Annotated in this window: 16 protein-coding genes; 7 read left to right on the top strand and 9 right to left on the bottom strand. The window is 47.4% G+C overall.

The annotated features are described in order from the left end of the window. Nucleotides 1-26: 26 nt before the first annotated feature. Nucleotides 27-1,007 (bottom strand): YncE family protein, encoded by a 981-nt coding sequence (locus UNH61_RS08410; protein ID WP_326991636.1) that lies wholly within the window; start codon nt 1,005-1,007, stop codon nt 27-29. Nucleotides 1,008-1,114: 107 nt separating this feature from the next. On the opposite strand from UNH61_RS08410, the gene UNH61_RS08415 reads away from it, so the two are divergent. Continuing rightward, on the top strand, nt 1,115-1,786 hold the full coding sequence (locus tag UNH61_RS08415; RefSeq protein WP_326991637.1) for an HAD family phosphatase: 672 nt from the start codon (nt 1,115-1,117) through the stop codon (nt 1,784-1,786). 73 nt (nt 1,787-1,859) lie between these two features. After that, complete coding sequence (locus UNH61_RS08420; protein WP_326991638.1) at nt 1,860-2,564, top strand: NUDIX domain-containing protein; 705 nt, start codon at nt 1,860-1,862, stop codon at nt 2,562-2,564. Nucleotides 2,565-2,627: 63 nt separating this feature from the next. Here UNH61_RS08420 and UNH61_RS08425 read toward each other — a convergent pair whose 3' ends face one another. Together UNH61_RS08425 and UNH61_RS08430 are read right to left on the bottom strand one after the other, a co-directional pair. Then, nucleotides 2,628-4,457 (bottom strand): alkaline phosphatase, encoded by a 1,830-nt coding sequence (locus UNH61_RS08425; RefSeq protein WP_326991639.1) that lies wholly within the window; start codon nt 4,455-4,457, stop codon nt 2,628-2,630. Nucleotides 4,458-4,655: 198 nt separating this feature from the next. After that, nucleotides 4,656-5,201 carry an alpha/beta hydrolase gene (locus UNH61_RS08430; RefSeq protein WP_326991640.1) on the bottom strand — a complete coding sequence of 182 codons (546 nt, stop codon included), beginning with the start codon at nt 5,199-5,201 and terminating at the stop codon, nt 4,656-4,658. Between the two features lie 343 nt (nt 5,202-5,544). On the opposite strand from UNH61_RS08430, the gene UNH61_RS08435 reads away from it, so the two are divergent. Then, nucleotides 5,545-6,342, top strand: coding sequence for a hypothetical protein (locus UNH61_RS08435; RefSeq protein ID WP_326991641.1), 798 nt, complete (start codon nt 5,545-5,547; stop codon nt 6,340-6,342). On the opposite strand, the gene queG is transcribed toward UNH61_RS08435, so the two are convergent. Next, nucleotides 6,323-7,243, bottom strand: a complete 921-nt coding sequence (gene queG / locus UNH61_RS08440) for a tRNA epoxyqueuosine(34) reductase QueG (protein WP_339070821.1) — start codon at nt 7,241-7,243, stop codon at nt 6,323-6,325. The genes UNH61_RS08435 and queG overlap by 20 nt on opposite strands. 106 nt (nt 7,244-7,349) lie before the next feature. Between queG and UNH61_RS08445 the strand changes: the two genes are divergently transcribed. Together UNH61_RS08445 and UNH61_RS08450 are read left to right on the top strand one after the other, a co-directional pair. Then, on the top strand, nt 7,350-9,365 hold the full coding sequence (locus UNH61_RS08445) for a transglutaminase domain-containing protein (RefSeq protein WP_326991643.1): 2,016 nt from the start codon (nt 7,350-7,352) through the stop codon (nt 9,363-9,365). A gap of 3 nt (nt 9,366-9,368) precedes the next feature. Beyond that, complete coding sequence (locus tag UNH61_RS08450; protein WP_326991644.1) at nt 9,369-11,282, top strand: DUF3857 domain-containing protein; 1,914 nt, start codon at nt 9,369-9,371, stop codon at nt 11,280-11,282. Between the two features lie 98 nt (nt 11,283-11,380). Here the strand turns inward: UNH61_RS08450 and UNH61_RS08455 are convergent, their stop codons facing one another. Then, entirely contained in the window at nt 11,381-12,643 is a 1,263-nt protein-coding gene (locus tag UNH61_RS08455) for a DUF937 domain-containing protein (RefSeq protein WP_326991645.1), read from the bottom strand. A gap of 354 nt (nt 12,644-12,997) precedes the next feature. On the opposite strand from UNH61_RS08455, the gene clpB reads away from it, so the two are divergent. Further along, complete coding sequence (gene clpB / locus UNH61_RS08460; RefSeq protein WP_326991646.1) at nt 12,998-15,598, top strand: ATP-dependent chaperone ClpB; 2,601 nt, start codon at nt 12,998-13,000, stop codon at nt 15,596-15,598. A 114-nt stretch (nt 15,599-15,712) separates the two neighbouring features. Beyond that, on the top strand, nt 15,713-16,192 hold the full coding sequence (locus UNH61_RS08465) for a nucleoside deaminase (protein WP_326991647.1): 480 nt from the start codon (nt 15,713-15,715) through the stop codon (nt 16,190-16,192). A gap of 97 nt (nt 16,193-16,289) precedes the next feature. Here UNH61_RS08465 and UNH61_RS08470 read toward each other — a convergent pair whose 3' ends face one another. From UNH61_RS08470 to UNH61_RS08485, 4 genes are all read right to left on the bottom strand, one after another. Further along, a complete protein-coding gene (locus UNH61_RS08470; RefSeq protein ID WP_326991648.1) occupies nt 16,290-16,652 on the bottom strand; it encodes a zf-HC2 domain-containing protein in 363 nt (120 codons plus the stop codon). A 17-nt stretch (nt 16,653-16,669) separates the two neighbouring features. Further along, nucleotides 16,670-17,251 carry a sigma-70 family RNA polymerase sigma factor gene (locus UNH61_RS08475; protein WP_326991649.1) on the bottom strand — a complete coding sequence of 194 codons (582 nt, stop codon included), beginning with the start codon at nt 17,249-17,251 and terminating at the stop codon, nt 16,670-16,672. A 74-nt stretch (nt 17,252-17,325) separates the two neighbouring features. After that, on the bottom strand, nt 17,326-18,438 hold the full coding sequence (locus UNH61_RS08480) for a zf-HC2 domain-containing protein (RefSeq protein WP_326991650.1): 1,113 nt from the start codon (nt 18,436-18,438) through the stop codon (nt 17,326-17,328). Continuing rightward, on the bottom strand, nt 18,428-19,000 hold the full coding sequence (locus UNH61_RS08485) for a sigma-70 family RNA polymerase sigma factor (protein WP_326991651.1): 573 nt from the start codon (nt 18,998-19,000) through the stop codon (nt 18,428-18,430). Before UNH61_RS08485 ends, UNH61_RS08480 begins: the two co-directional genes overlap by 11 nt. Nucleotides 19,001-19,013 lie beyond the last annotated feature (13 nt).

Here is a 19,013-nt window from a genome sequence, read left to right on the forward strand (position 1 = left end):
TAATTCTTCATTCCATATTCTTAATGCTATTTCCCTACTTCCAATACGCGGAAAGTTCCGGGAACAACAGTGCTGCCGTTACGCTCTGCAAACGGGAGATAAATGTGATGAGTTGATGGATCAATAGTCAGCGTCTTGGCACCTTTATGGGTAGCCACGGTAGCCACTGGCTGATACTTATCAGCTCCTGCTTCATGAATAACTGAAAGTGTTCCTTCTCCGTTAGAAGCATAAATATTTTTCTCTGCTGCATCAAATGCCACACCGTCGCAACCATCGCCAATAGGCAGATCTGCGATGACCTTGCCGTTGTCGGCATCCATGATCACCAGTAATTTATTGTCGCAACCTGCAAACAGCCGCCTGGTGTGCAGGTCTATCGCCAGTCCCGTAGGTGCTTCTCCTTTGCCCAGCGGCCAGGTGGCCGTAACTTTCTGCTGGCGGAGATCTACTTTCGTTATCTGACTTTTGTCTTCCAGGTTTATATAGATATTGCCTTTTTCATCCGAAACCGCGGTTTCCGGCCTGCCACCAAGTTCTATCGTTGCTACTACCTTATCGGTAGCTGGGTCTATAAGGCTCAGGTTCTTGCTGCCGCCATTACAGGTGATGATCTTACCTGAAAACGGTTCGTACATAATAGCATCCGGATTAGCACCTGTCTTGATTTCCCCCAGTACTTTATTGGTTTTGATATCAAAAACAGTGACAGTATTCAGCTTCCCGTTGGAGGTATAACCTTTTTTGAACTTTTCTGCAAAAGCAATTCCATGCACGCCGGTAGTATTAGGTATCACCCCGGTACTGTCGCCGGTGTTTTTGTCCAGTATATTCACCTGTGTGCCGTGCGATGCATACAGCTGATTGGTAACAGGGTTCAGGGCTATATAATCCCACTTCCCGTCACCCCCCGCCTGGAAGGTCTTCAGGATCTTGTATTGGCCGGATTGGGCCCTGACAGCCCCCGCCATCAGGATCACTGCAGCTGCAATAAAGTGCTTTTTCATAGTAACAGATTTAGTTTTGCTGCGAAGTTCGGATGAGATTCTGTAGATAAACTGGAGTAAATCATCAGAATCATAATTAACTTTGCGGCTTACCAAAAAAAAGGATTATGAAGCTGCGGCCTGAAGCATTTCTTTTCGATATGAATGGAACTATGATCAATGACATGGAATATCATCTCGAAGGCTGGTATAACATGCTGAAGAAACTGGGTGCTAATTTATCCCGTACAGAAGTAAGAAGCCACATGTACGGCAAGAACGAAGAACTGCTGGTACGCGTTTTTGGCGAAGATCATTTTACTCCCGGGCAGATGGATGAAATAGCGCACGAGAAAGAAGTACTGTACCAGGAAGCCTTCCGGCCTCATCTCCGGCTGATCGAAGGTTTACCGGCATTCCTGGAAAAAACTGCCCTGGCTGGCATCCCGATGGCGATAGGCACTGCTGCCAATAAATTCAATATAGATTATGTGCTGGACAACCTGGATATCCGTCATTATTTTAAAACAGTGATAAGTGCTGACGATGTTGCCGCCAGCAAACCCAATCCGGAAGTATTTCTGAAATGTGCTGCCGCATTGGGCGTTACTCCCGCCAACTGCATCGTTTTCGAAGATGCGCCTAAAGGGGTGGAGGCCGCTGCCAATGCAGGGATGAAAGCTGTGGCACTAACCACTATGCATACACGGGAAGAGTTTGAACAATACGATAATATCATTGCTTTTGTCAGCGATTACACCGGCCCGGTGTTACAACAATTGTTTGTGGCAAAAGGGTAATATTTACAATTATAATTTCCAAATGTCGGCTGCGTACCATAAATTGCTGAGTTATAATAAATCGTTTACTGGTATGACACGTTATTCCGGGCAATCTAGAATGTTAGTGGCCGTTGATTGTATCATCTTTGGCTTCGACGGAGAATCCCTCAAACTGTTACTGATCAAACGTGGTTTCGAACCCATGAAAAATAAATGGAGCCTCATGGGTGGCTTCGTTCAGGGAAATGAAAGCTTCGAAACTGCAGCTACCCGTATTTTGCACAAACTCACAGGCCTGGAAGGCGTTTATATGGAGCAGCTGTTTGCCTTTGGTGAACCCTCCCGCGACCCGGTAGAGCGTACAGTGTCTATTGCCTACTTCGCCCTGATAGATATTAATCAGTATAAACTCCAGCTTACCGACGAATATAAGGCCGAATGGGTAGCGCTCGACCAGCTGCCGGACCTTATTATTGATCATAGTGAGATGGTACAAATGGCACAGGAAAAGCTGCGCTACAAGGCTGCCATACACCCCATTCTGTTTGAACTGCTGCCGCTTAAATTCACGATTCCCCAGCTGCAACTACTATACGAAGCAGTATATAGTGTTACGTTCGATAAACGCAATTTCAGCCGGAAGGTCCTGTCAACCGGATTACTGATCAAACAGAAAGATAAAGACCGGCTCAGCTCCAAACGCGGCGCTTTCTATTTCAAACTGGATAAACGCAAATACAACGCTAAATTCAACGCTTTCCTGAATTTCGTTACAGATCCCGGAAACCTGAAGTAGCAGAAAGAAAAATGGCTATATCCTAAAGGATACAGCCATTCCGGTATTCATATGAAGGTCCGGTTATTTTCCGAAGCACTTCACCATTTTATGGAAGATCTGGTTATTCTCGTATACGCCACGGAAAAGCTGTGAGTTAGGCCCGTAGGCAAATACCATCACAGGGATGCCGGTATGGTCGTTGGTGGCGAAATGGCCACGCAGTGTGCCTGTTGCTATATCGCCATCCATCAATGCCAGGCCGCTGGTTTCATGATCAGCGGTAACGATGATAGTGGTTTGTTTGTCCTGATCGGCAAAGCGAAGTGCTTCTCCTACTGCTTCATCAAAATCCAGCATCTCCCGTACCAGGTAGTCCAGGTCATTGAAGTGGCCGCCATGGTCTATTCTGGAGCCTTCTACCATCAGAAAGAACCCTTTACCGGAAGCATTCAGCTGCTGGAGTGCCTTTTTCAGCGCTGTTTTCAGGTAACTTCCCCTGCCATCGCGCATGGAGCTCACTGCTTTATTGCTCAGCACCACCAGGGTACGGTTTTTCGTACTGGTATTCCAGTTATCCAGGTTGTCATATACCTGTATACCCGACTCGGTCAGCGCTTTACTGAAATCTTTGTTCAGCTGCTCTCTGCCGCCGCCTACTGCCAGCTGCAGCTTGCTGCCCAGTAACTGCTTTTCAAGGGTATAGGTGCTGTCCCTGTCGGCAGCGTGGCCATAGAATGCTGCCGGTGTAGCACCGGTGATCTCTTCCGTTACGATGACGCCACTCTGGATTCCTTTGGGGGCCAGTATTTCCGGCAACACTGGTACGGATACGTAGGTGTTGTCGAGCCCAATAGCCCGGTTATGGGTTTTATCGCCGGTACTCAGCGCAGATCCGCCCGCCGCTGAGTCGGTATGGTAGTTATCGGTCGATTGCGTTTTGGATAATCCCAGCTGCTTCATCTGGAAAATATTCAGGGCGCCTTTGTTGGCGGTATAGCCGGAGAACATTTGCGCCAGCCCGGTTCCATCCCCGATAAACAGGATCACATTCTTTGAGCGTACCTGCGTGGCGTCCGTCACATACGTGGGCGTATATACGTTGTGCACGGGCAAACCGGCAGCGGTAGTGCGTGCGGTGCTGTGCAACACGTCGTACAACTCAGTAGGGTAATCGGTGCCGATCCAGTCAACCCCCAGATCCATCAGCTTGTAATACGTGGTTTTGGTAGAAGGGGCGCCCCAGAAACGGAAAGGGAATCCCTGCTGATGCACTTTATCAATCACCGCCGATACCTTTTCCAGGTCTGCCGGCACCAGGGTACCCTTGCCATTCCAATGGCTGTAATCGTGAAAATCCACACTCAGCATGGCTATACGTTGTTTTAACGCTGCCGGATATACGCTGTCTGGCCGGCCATCGAAATAGAACATAGGATCAAACCGGCTCCATTCCGACTGTGGCGGCAGATTCCCCGAAATAACCAGTTTCACAGCTGCGGGATTAATACTCCGGTCGAAATATTTACGGTAAGGCAGTAACAAGTCCTGTAATGCCTGCAGGGTAGGGCTTCCGGCTGTTTTGATATCGATCAGCAACTGCATTGGAGCACCATCTGCATAGGGCTTGCCATTATATAATGCAAACTGCCTGAGCACGGGCTGCAGATACATTTCCCTGAATGTCCGGAACGGCTCAATCGCGCTGGGATCATGCGCTACATATAGTTCCCCGTTTTTCAGGTGCACGTCGGCCTCAATGGAACCGAATTCCAGGGCCGCGGCCGCATAAAACGGAGTGGCTCGCTCATAGTCGTTATGGGAATGGGCCTGCGCCATGGTATATTGTTTTACCTGCGCCTGCAGCTGGCTCACCAGTAATGCACCGGATAGTGCAAACAGAACTCTTTTCATCTTATCGTAAACGTATTTTAAAATTCAATAACAACACTCTTTTTCGCGCGGGCAAAGGTAGGTACTATCTTACCCGGCATCCCTCTGCCGGGTGTTTATCTTTATGTTAAGAAAATCGATTTAGCTTCGGTGTTAGTAAGATAAAAACATGTTTTGGTATCATAACTGTAAAAAGGAAACAGGAAATACGGCAACGGGTCAGAGTGTTGGCCAGTTTTGCACCAGCTCTCTCAAAAGGTTTTGCCCCTCGCGCCATTCGCCCAACGATGATTCACTGTTGATATGTCCTTTGGCGCCGGAGTTTACAAAGCGGCTGCCCCAGTGATGGGCAAAGAAAACGGCGCGTTCCAGGGTGCAGTAGGTATCATTGGTGCTGGCTACCACAATACTCTTGAAAGGAAGCTTTATCATAGGAATGGGAGAGAAGCCGGTTGCTGCTGCCGGAAACCCCGGTCGCTCCGTATCTGCTGGCGCTACCAGCAATGCTCCTCTGATCCTGCTGCTGGTCTGCCCCGCCCAGTGCGCTACTGCAATACAGGCCAGGCTATGCGCTGCTATCACTACTTCCGGCCCCGCAGCTGCTACTGCCTCTTCTATCGAGGCTACCCAGCGCTCCCGCGCAGGCGAGTCCCAGTCGCCCTGTTCAATACGCTTTGTTCCCGGTAAAATCTCCTCCCATATTGTTTGCCAGTGAAGCTCTCCGGAACTACCAAGCCCCGGCGCAGTCAGTACTTTAATTTCCATGACTATAGCGTTATGTCATGAAAGATAGTGAAAAAGAATTACCACTAAATAAAGAAAGGTCGAAAGAATTCGACCTTTATTGCTAAAATTCCACGTTATGGCACTCAGGTCCATAAAAAGTTAATCATAAATGATCCGGCATAACCGGTATATAAAGCTTGATTTTCGCGATTTTACGGGGTACCAGTTTCCTGCATACAAAAGTAGTGAAGGTTAAACGATTGTCAAGGATTTAGCAAACATTATTTAAAAAAAATTGAAAATACGCCCCGGTTAATGTATTTTTTCCCATGATATTTCATCTCTAAGACATATAAACTTACTTTTTATCAATCAGGCTTTCATGAAAAACACTGTTTGCTGCCTAATGCTGGTGTTGTACGGCTTAACCGCCCGGGGCCAGCAACAACCAGTGGTAACGCTCGACTATTACTACAACAACGAATTTAAAAAGGATAAAGACGGAAACACGGTCAGATGGCATTATATCTGGGGAGAATCGGACGACGGAGGGCTTTCTGTCTGGGGGCATATATTTGATTCCCTCGGTGTAAAGCGCGATAGTCTGCTGGAAGCTCCGACAGCAGCTAATCTCCGGCATACTTCCATCTACATGATCATCGATCCGGATACAGAAACAGAATCTCCTCAACCACATTTCATGGACACCGGTGCTGCTGAGGTACTTTATAAATGGGTGAAAGCAGGAGGTGTGCTGGTTTTAATGGAGAATGACTCTGCCAATGCAGAGTTCCGGCATTTCAATCTGCTGGCCGAAAAATTCGGTATACATTTTAACGGCGATAGCCGCAACCGCGTACAGGGCCGCCATTGGGAGCAGGGAGCTTTTCTGCTGCCACAGGGGCATGAAATATTCCCCACCGCTGGTAAAGTATATATCAAGGAACTTTCATCACTTACCGTGAAATCTCCTGCCAGAGCTGTTTTTCAGGATAATGGATATACCATCATGGCAGTGGCCCGGGTGGGAAAAGGCACTGTCTTCGCGGTGGGCGACCCCTGGTTCTACAACGAATATGTTAACGGTAAAAGATTGCCGGCCGAATACCGGAATTATCAGGCGGCTGCAGAATTGACTACCTGGCTGTTAAAACAAATGCCTAAGAAGAAAGCTTTATAAAATCCAGATTCCGCCGTATCCCGGCGAATTTGCTCCGCTTGAGCGGGGAATGGCGGAATATTTCGCGGAAGGCATCTTCCGTAAGATCCTCCCAGTCGCTGGTAGAAAAGTTCAATATGGCTGGTATCGGGGTAAATGCGGCTTCCTCATTGGCTTTCGAAAAGCGATTCCAGGGGCATACATCCTGACAGGTATCACAACCGAACATCCAGTTATCAAACTGCCCCTGCATATTGCCAGGGATCAGCTGCTCTTTCAGTTCTATGGTAAAATAGGAAATACATTTACTGCCGTCTACAACCCCCGGTGCTACCAGGGCCTCCGTTGGGCAGGCATCCAAACATCGGGTACAGCTGCCGCAATGATCCGTTACCGGGCCGTCATATTCCAGCGCCAGATCCGTAATCAGCGTGGCAATAAAGAAAAAAGACCCCGCCTGTTTATGGATCAGGTTTCCGTTCTTGCCTATCCACCCTAACCCGCTGCGCCTTGCCCACGCCCGTTCCAGCACTGGTGCTGAATCTACAAATCCACGCCCCTGTACCGGCCCGATATGTTCCTGCATCCGCTGTAACATAGTCCGCAGCCGGGCCCTGATCACATCATGATAATCCTGGCCATAAGCATATTTGGAGATCCGGGGGGCATCGGCCCGCTGCTGTTCGGAAGGGAAATAGTTGAATAACAGGGTGATCACCGACTGTGCCCCGTCTACCAGTTTACGGGGATCTATACGCATATCGAAATGGTTTTCCATATACTGCATGTTGCCATGCATACCCTTATTCAGCCACGCTTCCAGCCGGCGCGCATCATCATCCAGCTGCTCCGCCCTGGCGATGCCACAATGATCGAATCCCAGCTCCTTCGCCAGTGCCTTTATAAATTGCGTGTGGGTCATGACCACGAAATTACACGAATTTTGCAGATGCGGGAGGATTACCGGTTTCATCTTATTTTTTATACCTTAGCGCCTGCATATTTATATCCCATATGCCATTTGTTATATGCGCTATACCCTTGTTACTGTAGCCTCAGTTGTGAGTTGTTTGTTTGCCCTGTCCACCCATGCCCAGGATGGCAGCAAAATGAAGTTCGGAAGAGTAGCTAAAGAAGAATTTACAGATAAGAAGTTCGCACAGGATACCGGCGCCCATGCCATTGTCCTCTCAGAAATCGGATCTTCTTCCTTTGAAGCAGAGGGGGGCGATTTTCGGCTGGTACATAAAGTACACCGGCGACTTCGTATTGTAGATAAAAACGGCTATGATGCCGCCACGGTCCGCATCCGCCTGTATAAAGGCGATAATGCGGAAGAAAAACTCGTCAACCTGAAAGCTGCTTCCTATAACCTGCAGAATGGCGAGGTAGTAGAAACGAGAATGGACAGCAAAAGTATATTCAACGATAAGGTGGATAAAAATATGCTGGTGAAGAAATTCACGCTGCCTGCTGTGCTGGAAGGTACCATCATTGAATATTCTTACACTATCACATCGCCTTATTACAGATACCTGAGATCCTGGGATTTTCAGGGCGCCTATCCACGCCTGTGGAGCGAATACTCCGTGTCTATCCCGGAGTATTACGACTATATGCTGATCCCTCAGGGATTTGAGAAATTTGCCGTGCAAACAAAAGACTATTCCCGTAGCACCTTCACGTTCCGGGAGGAAAAACATGGCGCCGGCGCTGCCGCAGAAATGGTCACCGTTTCTCCGAATATCACCAATTACCATTGGGCGCTGAAAGATGTTCCGGCAGTCAGAAACGAGAGCTATATTACTACCACCGATAACTACGTTTCCCGCGTGGAATTCCAGCTTTCCGGCATCAACTACCCGGGCATGGAGCGTAAACCGATACGCAGTACCTGGGAACAACTGATGATCGATCTGATGAAATCAGAACAGCTGGGAGGTGTACTGAATAACAACAACGGCTTCCTTTCTGATCAGGTGAACGAATTGGTGAAAGATGCTAAAACAGATAAAGAAAAAGCCCATAAAATTTATGCCTGGGTAAGGGATAACTACTCCTGTACTGACCATAGCGAGGTATGGATGGAGCGCCCCCTGAAAGCTGTTTTTAATGCTAAGAGTGGAAACGTTTCAGAGATCAACATGTTGCTGACTGCCATGCTGAAAAAAGCCGGCCTGTTTGCTTCTCCTGTTATCCTGAGCACCCGCGATAACGGATACGTTTACCAGTTTTATCCGTTGACTACCCGCTTTAACTATGTACTGGCAGGAGTTAATCTGGGAGATGAATATGCAACACTGGATGCTTCTCATTCGTTGATGGGCTTTGGTAAACTCCCTCCTGATTGCTATAACGGTGCCGCCAGAACGGTAGACGAATTTGCCACTCCGGTAATATTATCGGCCGATTCGCTGAAGGAACAACAGTTCACCAGTGTGCTGCTGGGCAAACTCGAAAACGGGAATCTCACCGGCTCATTTGCACAACGCCCTACTTATTTCGGCTCCTACAGTATCCGCAACAAGGTGAAGGAAAAAGGCATGGACGACCTGTTTTCCGGTATCAAAAAAAGTTACACCGGAGAGATTGAAATAAGTAATAAGGAAATTGAAGACCTGAAAGAGCTGGAACAGCCTGTCATGTTGAAATATGATTTTAAGATGCAGGTAGGCGACGGCGATGTACTTTACATTAATCCTTTAATGGGAGAAGCATATAAAAGCAACCCGTTCAAATCCATGGAACGCCACTTCCCGGTGGAAATGAACGCTATTCAGGATGAGGTGTACTCCCTCAATATGGAAGTGCCCGAAGGTTATGTGGTCGACGAACTGCCTAAATCGGCTATTGCCAACTACAATGAAACAGAAGGAACCTTCCAGTACCTGATTCAGCAGCAGGGCGATCATATCCAGCTTCGCTGCAGGATCAAACTGAATAAAGCCGTTTTTATGCCGGATGAATATCCCACCCTGCGGGAATTCTACGACCTGATAGTAAAGAAGCAGGCAGAACAGATTGTTTTAAAGAAGAAAAAGTAGTTTATGTGTAAGTTGTTATCGATAGGCATAGCAGCAGGTCTGCTTGCTGTAACGCTGCATGCCACTGCCGGTGACCCGGAATACCCTGTCAGCGCTATCGCTGCTGCAATGAAGGAAAATGCACATGTGGTGAAACGCCTGGAGGAAGTATCCGTAAAAATTAATGATGCGCAGGATGTGCGCTATACCCACCGGTACGTTAAAACAATACTGGATGAAGCAGGAGCTGATGATGCAGAGATGATTGAACAATACGACAAACTCCGCGAAATCCGCTCTATCAGCGGCACGCTCTACGACGCGGAGGGAAAAGTGATAAAACGCCTGAAACAAAGCGATATCCGCGATGTAAGCGCTGTGGATGGCAGCAGCCTGATGACGGACGCCAGGGTGAAAATTCACCGGTTCTACAATGTCGTATACCCGTATACGATAGAGTATACCATTGAGATGAAATTTAACAATACCCTTATGTCAACTTCCTGGCAGCCCCAGGACGACGTTGATTGTACAGTAGAACAGAGTAAGCTGACTGTAGAGGCGCCTGCAGCTTTCGAACTGCGTTATCAGGAATACCTGTATAATGGTCAGCCGGTGGTTACCGAAGCAAAAGGTGCTAAGGTCTATACCTGGGAAGTTAAGCAGCTGGCTGCGTTAAAGGATGAACCTTACCCGATCGAATTCTACCGCCGTACTCCAAGTGTTTTCGTGGGGGCCGTAAATTTTGAACTGGAAGACTACAAAGGAAGCCGTCGCTCGTGGAAAGACTTTGGCAGCTTTGTGTATAAGCTGAATGAAGGCAGAACAACACTGCCGGATAATATAAAAACTAAAGTACATGAACTAACGGATAATCTGAAAACGCGTAACGAAAAGATCAGTGCACTTTACAAATTTCTGCAGCAGAATACCCGCTATATCAGCGTACAATTGGGTATAGGTGGCTGGCAGGCGTATGATGCCACCTACGTGGCTACAAAAGGATACGGTGATTGTAAAGCGCTTTCCAATTACATGAAATCGTTGCTGCAGGAAGCAGGGATCAGCTCAAACCTGGTGCTGATAAACGGAAGCCCTAACCGGCGCACCATCCGCGAAGATTTTCCATCTCTCCAATTTAACCACATGATCCTTTGTGTGCCTGATGTGAAAGATACCACCTGGCTGGAATGTACCAGCCATATTGATCCTGCCGGATACCTCGGATCTTACACTGGTGGCCGACCTGCATTGGTAATAGATGAAAAGGAAAGTAAACTGGCATTCACGCCGGTTTATGGTATGGATGCTAATCTCCAAACACGAAGCATCACCGCAACAGTAGATAGTACCGGCAACGTAAGTGCAGCAGTCGTAACCCGCTTCACCGGCGAACAACAGGACGAGCTGAATATGAAAACCCATGCCTTGAGCAGGGAAAAATTACTGGAGCTGCTCCATAAAGAGCTGGACCTCTCCAGTTATGATATCAGCGATTATCAATTCCGGGAGCTGGGAACACCCATCCCTTCGATGGAAGAAAAGATCGGGATCAATGCGCATAACTACGCCACTGTTACCGGTAAACGCATGTTCTTTCTGCCTAACCTCCTTTCCCGGAATGGCCAGAAACTGGAAGAAGATACCCTCCGCCGGTCTCCTGTCAGGTTTAACTATGCCTACAGAGATATCGATACGGTCCACTTCATCCTGCCTGCAGGCTATAAGCCGGAATCCTTGCCTGCACCGGTTGCCATATCCGGTAAGTTTGGTACTTATACCGCCTCCATCCTGGTGAATGGCAACACCTTAAGCTACATCCGGAAAATGGAACGCAAAGCCGGATCATTTCCGCCAACTGATTATCCCGAGCTTGTAAAATTCTACACCACGATCTATAAATCTGATCGAAGCAGAATTGTATTAGTGAAGAATTAAAGAACTACAAATTAGGGCGAAGACTTTAGCGGGAATATTATCCGCTAATGTCTTCGCCCTAATTTTTAATTCGTAATTTTTAATTCGTAATTCTCTAACTATTTCTCTCTCACACTCACCGATATATGCCTATCCTTCACCCGGTCTGCTTCCGGCGCATTGGCCGCTGCTTTGGCAAACTGTGAGCCGTAGCCATCGGCCCCAATAAGCTGGTCCGTATTGGTGTTGGATTTTTTCAAGGCGCCAAGTACGGCTTCTGCGCGTTCTTTTGAAAGATGCAGGTTGGCAGTACTATCTCCTGTACGGTCTGTATAACCACCAATCTTGATCTTGGCTTTAGGAAAGGCTTTCATGATGGCCGCTATATTTCCTACCTGTTTCATACTTTCGTCAGTCAGCTCTGCACTGCCTACTTTGAAATTCAGGTTGTCAAAATCAAACCACACATCTTTGCCAGGCTTGCGGCTATCATCTTTCAGGAAGGCTACCAGCTGATCTTCTATACCGCCTTTGTAGGCATCCAGTACAGTACCATCCGGCAATGTTACTTTAATACTTTCCCGGGTACCTGTTACTGCTTCGGGTATATTTTTAGAGGCAGAATCAGCCAGCTGGGTAGTGGTAATGCTGTCGCTTGCCGGGCTGCTGCCTGCTTTATTTCCTCCGCATCCGCGCATCAGGTACCACAATAACAAAACAGCCACAAGGATCAGTAATAACGACCATAGCCACTTGCCGCCTCCCGCCTGTTTCGTGGCGTTGACCACGCCGGCCGCACCAGCGCCGCCTGCCAGGCCGCCAAGTTTTTTACCCAGCTCGCCCAAACTACCCAAACCCAATATCCCGGCCAGGTTGATGCCACCCGGTATGGCTCCCAGTATCTTGTCTTTCTGCGTATCCAGGAAGGAGAGGAATGATGATGGTGTAAGATTATTTTGCGCGGCATATTGCCCCACCGCTCCCAATGTGGCAGGTGTAGTGCTCTGAAGCAGTGTATTGGCGGAGGATTCCTTGATACCCGCATACGACGACAATGTACCAACAATGGAATTCACCTTGTCGCCAAACAAACTGCGCAACAGGTCGCCCCCTTTACTCAATACGCCGCCAGCACCACCTTGCAGCGCTCCGGTAATAGACGATGGATTCGCTTCTCCTGCAACACCCTTCACCATATCCAGTAAACCACCCGCTGCACCGGATGTCCCGGCTTTGTTAAGCAGGCCCGTTAATACCATCGGTACAATGCCCGATAATGCTTTCTGAATGCCCCCTTCACTTTCTCCAAGCTGTGATGAGGCCTGACTAACTACATTGTTGTTGAAAATGTTTTTAACGCTTTCCAGTAAATCGAAAGACATAATTGTAGGGTTTAGTGATGAAGAATATGCTGATTAGTTTTAAGCATTCTCCCGTAAGAGCCGGGTAAATCGTTAAACGAATAACAGGAAACTAATAACAACAGAGTACGCCTCCTTGTTTGATTCCTGCTGTATTTATTATCAGCCAAACCTTCCTCCTTCAAAACCCATAGGTGTCTGGGCCACAGCTATCTCTACCTGAAAAAATAACAGCTTTTCGCTACGCCTGCTGCTAAAAATGCAGTAAACTTTCCTTTTATATGCCATAATTACCGAATATAGAACATTGGAGCATAGTTTGTTGTTAGTAGGGACGTCTGAATAAATCAGAAAAAAGGAGAAAAACAACTAGTTATGAATCTGAATAATTTTACTATAAAATCACAGGAAATCCTCCAGCAGGCTCAGCAACTGGCTTTCAATAATCAGAATCAGTCTATTGAAACCGGGCACCTCCTGAAGGCCCTGTTAAACGATGAGGACAGTCCCATTGAATACCTGTTGAAAAAGAATGACGTGAATACATCTTTCGTCAACAGCAAACTCAATGAACAAATCAACAAATACCCGCGCATGGCAGGTGGAGACGCCGGCCAGACGCTCAGCCGCGATGCCAACAACGCTATCCTGCGTGCCGGCGCCGCTATAAAAGAATTTAAGGATGAATTTGTCAGCGTAGAACATCTGCTCCTCGGTATACTCGGCGGCAACGACGACACTGCCAAACTACTCAAGGATGCCGGGTTGACCGAAAAAGGCCTCAAAGCCGCCATCAAAGAACTACGTAAGGGCGACACCGTTAATTCACAAACCGGCGGTACCCAATACAATACGTTACAGAAATACGCCAAAAACCTCAACGAAATGGCGAGGGAAGGAAAGCTCGACCCCGTTATTGGTCGTGATGAAGAAATTCGCCGTACCCTCCATATCCTCTCCAGGAGGTCTAAAAACAACCCCATTCTGGTAGGGGAACCCGGTGTAGGTAAAACTGCCATTGTGGAAGGTTTGGGGCATAGAATCATCAATGGCGATGTGCCTGAGAACCTGAAATCAAAAACCATCTATGCACTCGATATGGGCGCTTTGATGGCTGGAGCCAAATACCGCGGTGAGTTTGAAGAGAGACTGAAAGGCGTGGTGAAGGAAGTGGCCGAGAGCAATGGAGAGATCATCCTCTTTATTGATGAGATCCATACCCTGATCGGGGCGGGTGCCATGGAAGGCGCCATGGATGCCGCTAATATCCTGAAACCGGCATTGGCAAGGGGGGAGCTCCGCGCTATCGGTGCTACTACGCTCAATGAATACCAGAAATATTTTGAGAAAGATAAAGCCCTGGAACGACGCTTCCAGAAAGTATTGGTGGATGAACCTTCTGTGGAAGATGCCATCTCCATCCTCCGTGGTCTGAAGGAAAAATATGAAAGCCATCACCACGTGCTGATTAAAGATGAAGCGATCATTGCTGCGGTGGAATTATCACACCGCTATATTACCGATCGTTTCCTCCCCGATAAGGCTATCGACCTGATCGATGAAAGCGCCGCGAAACTCCGCCTGGAAATGAACTCCATGCCGGAAGAACTGGATGAACTGGAAAGAAGAATCAGGCAACTGGAAATCGAGCGCGAAGCGATTAAAAGAGAAAATGATGAAGAAAAACTCCGTGAATTAGGAGAAGAAATAGCCCGGCTTGGTGAAGAACGAAATACGTTCAAAGCCAAATGGCAGGCAGAAAAAGAAGTGGTAGACCAGATACAGAACGCCAAATCTGCTATCGAAAACCTGAAGCTGGAAGCGGAACAGGCGGAACGTAATGGCGATTTTGGTCGCGTTGCAGAGATCCGCTACGGTAAAGTGAAGGAACAGGAAAAACTGGTACACGACCTGAGCGAAGAACTGAATAAAATCTCTGCTAATCATAAACGTCTTCTTAAAGAAGAAGTGGATGCGGAAGACATTGCAGAGAATGTAGCCAAAGCTACCGGTATCCCGGTATCTAAAATGATGCAGAGTGAGAAGGATAAATTGTTACATCTGGAAGAAGAATTGCATCAGCGGGTAGTTGGACAGGACGAAGCCATTATCGCGGTTTCTGATGCCATCCGCCGCAGTCGCGCCGGTTTACAGGATCCTCGCCGCCCGATCGGGTCTTTCATCTTCCTCGGTACCACCGGGGTGGGTAAAACAGAGCTGGCCAAAGCATTGGCGGAGTACCTGTTCGACGACGAAAACATGATGACGCGTATCGATATGAGCGAATACCAGGAGAAACATGCAGTAAGCCGACTGGTAGGAGCGCCTCCGGGATATGTTGGGTACGATGAAGGCGGACAGCTGACCGAAGCAGTACGCCGCAAACCTTACTCAGTGGTATTGCTGGACGAAATCGAAAAAGCGCACCCCGATACTTTTAACATTTTGTTACAGGTACTCGACGATGGACGCCTGACCGATAACAAAGGCCGCGTGGTGAACTTCAAGAACACCATCATTATCATGACCAGCAATATGGGCAGCCATATCATCCAGGAAAATTTTGAAAACATTAATGACTCCAACAGAGAAGAGATTGTAGATAAGACGAAGGAGGAAGTCATGAATCTGCTGAAACAAACGATCAGACCTGAATTCCTGAACAGGGTAGATGAGGTGATCATGTTCCAGCCATTAATGAGATCTGAAATTAAAGGAATAATTAACATTCAGTTGCAGCAACTGAAGGACATGGTAGCGAAAAATGGCATGATATTGGAATTTTCTGATTATGCGCTCGAATACCTTTCCGTTCAGGGTTACGACCCACAGTTTGGTGCAAGACCGCTGAAACGCCTCATTCAAAAAGAAATCATCAACCTGTTAAGTAAGAAGATTCTGGCAGGAGATATTGATAAGTCAAAACCAGTGTTGATCGATGTGTTTGACGGCGTAGTAGTAATAAGAAACAAGTAATTCTAAATACGACGATACATAGTTAACGACCAGCTCCGCGATTCCTCGCGGGGCTTTTTTATGCAAACATCCACGGTTTTCAGTAAATTCGAATGAATCAAAAAGTAACAGCGTATGACCGGAGAAAGAGAAAGAAGATTTATGCAACATGCTATTGCACTATCACGCAGAGGAATGGAAAATGGAGATGGTGGCCCTTTTGGTGCAGTAGTGGTAAGAGGAGATGAAATAGTAGGAGAGGGATGGAATCAGGTACTGATGCATTCAGACCCTACTGCCCATGCTGAAGTGGTGGCCATCCGTGAGGCTTGTAGAAAATTAGGCTCCTTCCAGCTGCACGACTGCGAAATATTTACCTCTTGCGAGCCCTGTCCGATGTGTCTCGGTGCCATTTACTGGGCACGCCCTCAACGTGTTTATTATGCTAACTCAAAGGAAGATGCCGCTGCCATCAATTTCGATGACTCTTTCATCTACCACGAAATAGGCGTGGCGCATGATCATAAAAAGATACCGCTGATACCACTCCCCGACAAAGCAGCCCTCGCCGTTTTCCAGGATTGGAGAAACAAATCAGACAAAAAACTCTATTAATAAAAAATGCAGCGAAAATCTTCGCTGCATTTTTTAATATAATGTTTCCGCTGCATTTAATGCTGACAGCTGATAGCTAAAGACTAACAGCTTTCTCTCAATGCCCGAACCCTTTCTGAGAAAAGTGATATGCCCAGAAAAGCGCCAGTAACAGGAAGAGTATGGCAACAATGATCACCGTGAGATAGATGTAATGCTCGCTTTTCCTTCGTGGCCGGTAACGTCTCCGGAGTTTCTTCAGCAGGCCCCATTTCATTTCGATGATCCAGCCGGGTATCTTCTCCTTTTCTTTGATGGCGGACAGTCCCTCCAATGCATCGCTGCAAAGTTCACAGTCAGCCAGGTGCATTTCTACTTCATGCTGCTCTTCGGGCGACAGCTTTCCCTGGACGTAGTCCAGCAGCTGCTGTTGCGAAGGACAGCCTGTAGTAACAAAAATATCGTTGAAATGCTCGTTCATATCATTATTGATGCAAATTAACGCTTATTTGCGCGTTGTTGTTTTTCCAGTATAAGTTTCAGGTTCCTCTTTCCATTCTGAATATAGCTCTTAACCTGTAGCAGGCTATATCCTGTCCGATCGGCAATTTCCTGGTACGACTTCTTCTGCAGATAGAACAGATCCACACATACCTTCTGTTCCTCATTCAGCTGAGCCATGGCCTGTCCCATGTTTTCCAGCAACAGATCCTTCTCCTGGTATGTTTGCTTGTCTTCCGCTTCAACAGCCATATCGGCAGCATGCTTATCGGATATCTCTTCCTTATACTTCATATGCTTCTGACGCAGCTGCATCAGGCAATAGTTTTTAGTTACCTGGTATATCCAGGCCCGGAAATACTGTATTTCATGTTTATTAATATCGGATAATACCTTCAGGAAGATCTGCTGTACCGCATCGCGGGCATCTTCCTCGTTTTTTAGGTATTTCATACACATACCCAGTAATAGCAGCGCATAGCGGTCAAACAGCACACCTACCCAATCACTGTTGTTATCAGCTTTGAACCGTTGCAGGAGCTCCTGGTCTGTTAGTTGTTGTATATCTGGATTCGTCACAGGCTAAAAAAATGGAATGCTGCAAGTAAGATGCAGCATTCACAAAAATCCACAATATTTTTGATATCTAAAATTTACAAACTGTCTAATGCTTGCTGGGCGGCATTTTTCAGTGGTCCGTCCATTCGAATAACTTCCCTGAACATCCGTCTTGCTTTGCCCATCTGCCCTTTGCTGCGGTAGCAGACAGCGAGCTGGTAGCGCGCCATTTCCACATATTTGCCGGAGCTGACAGATTCAATACGTTTGTAACGGTCGATCGCCTCACCGAGGTTACCTTGTTGCTGATATACCATTGCAGCTTTATACAGGTATTCATCGCTGTTAATAGGAGCAGGGGCATCCTTTTTAGCTGTTTCTACAGATGGCGCCTGTTCTTTAGGAGTAGATTTGGTTTCAGTTGGCTGGTCATTTTTCTTGTCATCATTATTTTTTTCCTTCGCGGCAGCTTCTTTTGCGGCCTTATCAGCAGCAGCAGCCTTTTTAATGGAATCCTGCTGCTTCTGCTGCAGTGCTACACGCCGGAGACTGTCGGCCGTTGCTCTCCGCTGTTGTGCTTTCAACGCTGCTGCCTTTTTTAATGCGGCGGAATCAACGCGTTGCGCCGGAGGCGTAACTGGCGGCTGAGTGGTACCAGGCGCAGGTTTATGCCCGGGAGCCGTTGTATTCGGCGGTGGATGCCCGTCGCCTTGCACCGGTGCTACTACCTGCGCGGTCTCCGCTACATTACCGGTTTGTACAGCATCTTTTTCTTTCGCAGATACGTTGGCAGCCACCACATGTGCCGGTGGCTGATTACGCATATGCCCGCGTAATACATACACACTGCCTATACCCAATCCTATAAACGCCACTATCCAGAAATACACGAGCATATTTTCCTTATTCCTTTCTTTCCGTGTATACTGAGCTACTTTCTGTACATGCGAAACCGGCTGTACGCTGTTTTGTACATAGCGTTGAAGCTTACCGGTGAGATCATTGTATCTCTCCGTATTTCCCTCCTTCTCTAATGCCAACAGGGCGTCATAACACAAATCACAATCTGCGAGATGCTGTTCTACCAGGTGTCTTTCCACATCAGTAAGCCTGCCTTCCATATACCGTGGCAGCTGGTCTTTACTCAGGCAGCGGATGGAGGAAAAGATCTTCAGTACTTTTTCATTATTCGGTTTACTACTTAACATATCCCTGATTCATAAATAGCTTGGCAAGTTTCCCCTTGGCGGCTTTCAGCTGGGATCTCAGTTTTTCTCTGGAAATTCCGGTAGCAGCTGAAAGGTCGGCAAAAGATTTATTTTCGAGATAAAATTGCGTAATGAGTTCCTTTTCTTCTGCATTCAACCGTTGCAGCGCCTGCTCCAGCCTGACAGCCAGATCCTGGCGGTCGATGACGTTGGTAGCGGCCTTGTCAACAGTATTTTCAATATGCAGCAGATCTCTTCCATCACGGGAAGGATAGAAAGGCGTATTTTTTTCGGGCTTGCCCAGATACCCTTTCTGGATATGTAGTATCCACTCGTTGACCTTATAGATGGTCTGTGTTTTCAGGCTGGCATTCAGTCGTTGTAACAGGGCGGGAAATACTATATTGGGGTCATAGTTAGAGTTATCCAAATGGGGCATTGTTACCGCAACCAGCAGATGACTGTACCTGTCCATCAATACTCCTTCTGCCTCGCGATCGTGCTGTTTCCTGGCGCGGGATATCAACTCCTTATCCGATAAATTGGTTAACTGTTGTTGCATAAACTTATTACTT

Source organism: Chitinophaga sp. 180180018-3 (genome assembly GCF_037893185.1).
GTDB lineage: Bacteria > Bacteroidota > Bacteroidia > Chitinophagales > Chitinophagaceae > Chitinophaga.

What these genes read in the sequence shown, in the direction of transcription:
- UNH61_RS08410 (WP_326991636.1), bottom strand. Translation starts at nt 1,007, where the DNA reads ATGAAAAAGCACTTTATTGCAGCTGCAGTGATCCTGATGGCGGGGGCT.
- UNH61_RS08415 (WP_326991637.1), top strand. Translation starts at nt 1,115, where the DNA reads ATGAAGCTGCGGCCTGAAGCATTTCTTTTCGATATGAATGGAACTATG.
- UNH61_RS08420 (WP_326991638.1), top strand. Translation starts at nt 1,860, where the DNA reads ATGACACGTTATTCCGGGCAATCTAGAATGTTAGTGGCCGTTGATTGT.
- UNH61_RS08425 (WP_326991639.1), bottom strand. Translation starts at nt 4,457, where the DNA reads ATGAAAAGAGTTCTGTTTGCACTATCCGGTGCATTACTGGTGAGCCAG.
- UNH61_RS08430 (WP_326991640.1), bottom strand. Translation starts at nt 5,201, where the DNA reads ATGGAAATTAAAGTACTGACTGCGCCGGGGCTTGGTAGTTCCGGAGAG.
- UNH61_RS08435 (WP_326991641.1), top strand. Translation starts at nt 5,545, where the DNA reads ATGAAAAACACTGTTTGCTGCCTAATGCTGGTGTTGTACGGCTTAACC.
- queG (WP_339070821.1), bottom strand. Translation starts at nt 7,243, where the DNA reads ATGACCCACACGCAATTTATAAAGGCACTGGCGAAGGAGCTGGGATTC.
- UNH61_RS08445 (WP_326991643.1), top strand. Translation starts at nt 7,350, where the DNA reads ATGCGCTATACCCTTGTTACTGTAGCCTCAGTTGTGAGTTGTTTGTTT.
- UNH61_RS08450 (WP_326991644.1), top strand. Translation starts at nt 9,369, where the DNA reads ATGTGTAAGTTGTTATCGATAGGCATAGCAGCAGGTCTGCTTGCTGTA.
- UNH61_RS08455 (WP_326991645.1), bottom strand. Translation starts at nt 12,643, where the DNA reads ATGTCTTTCGATTTACTGGAAAGCGTTAAAAACATTTTCAACAACAAT.
- clpB (WP_326991646.1), top strand. Translation starts at nt 12,998, where the DNA reads ATGAATCTGAATAATTTTACTATAAAATCACAGGAAATCCTCCAGCAG.
- UNH61_RS08465 (WP_326991647.1), top strand. Translation starts at nt 15,713, where the DNA reads ATGACCGGAGAAAGAGAAAGAAGATTTATGCAACATGCTATTGCACTA.
- UNH61_RS08470 (WP_326991648.1), bottom strand. Translation starts at nt 16,652, where the DNA reads ATGAACGAGCATTTCAACGATATTTTTGTTACTACAGGCTGTCCTTCG.
- UNH61_RS08480 (WP_326991650.1), bottom strand. Translation starts at nt 18,438, where the DNA reads ATGTTAAGTAGTAAACCGAATAATGAAAAAGTACTGAAGATCTTTTCC.
- UNH61_RS08485 (WP_326991651.1), bottom strand. Translation starts at nt 19,000, where the DNA reads ATGCAACAACAGTTAACCAATTTATCGGATAAGGAGTTGATATCCCGC.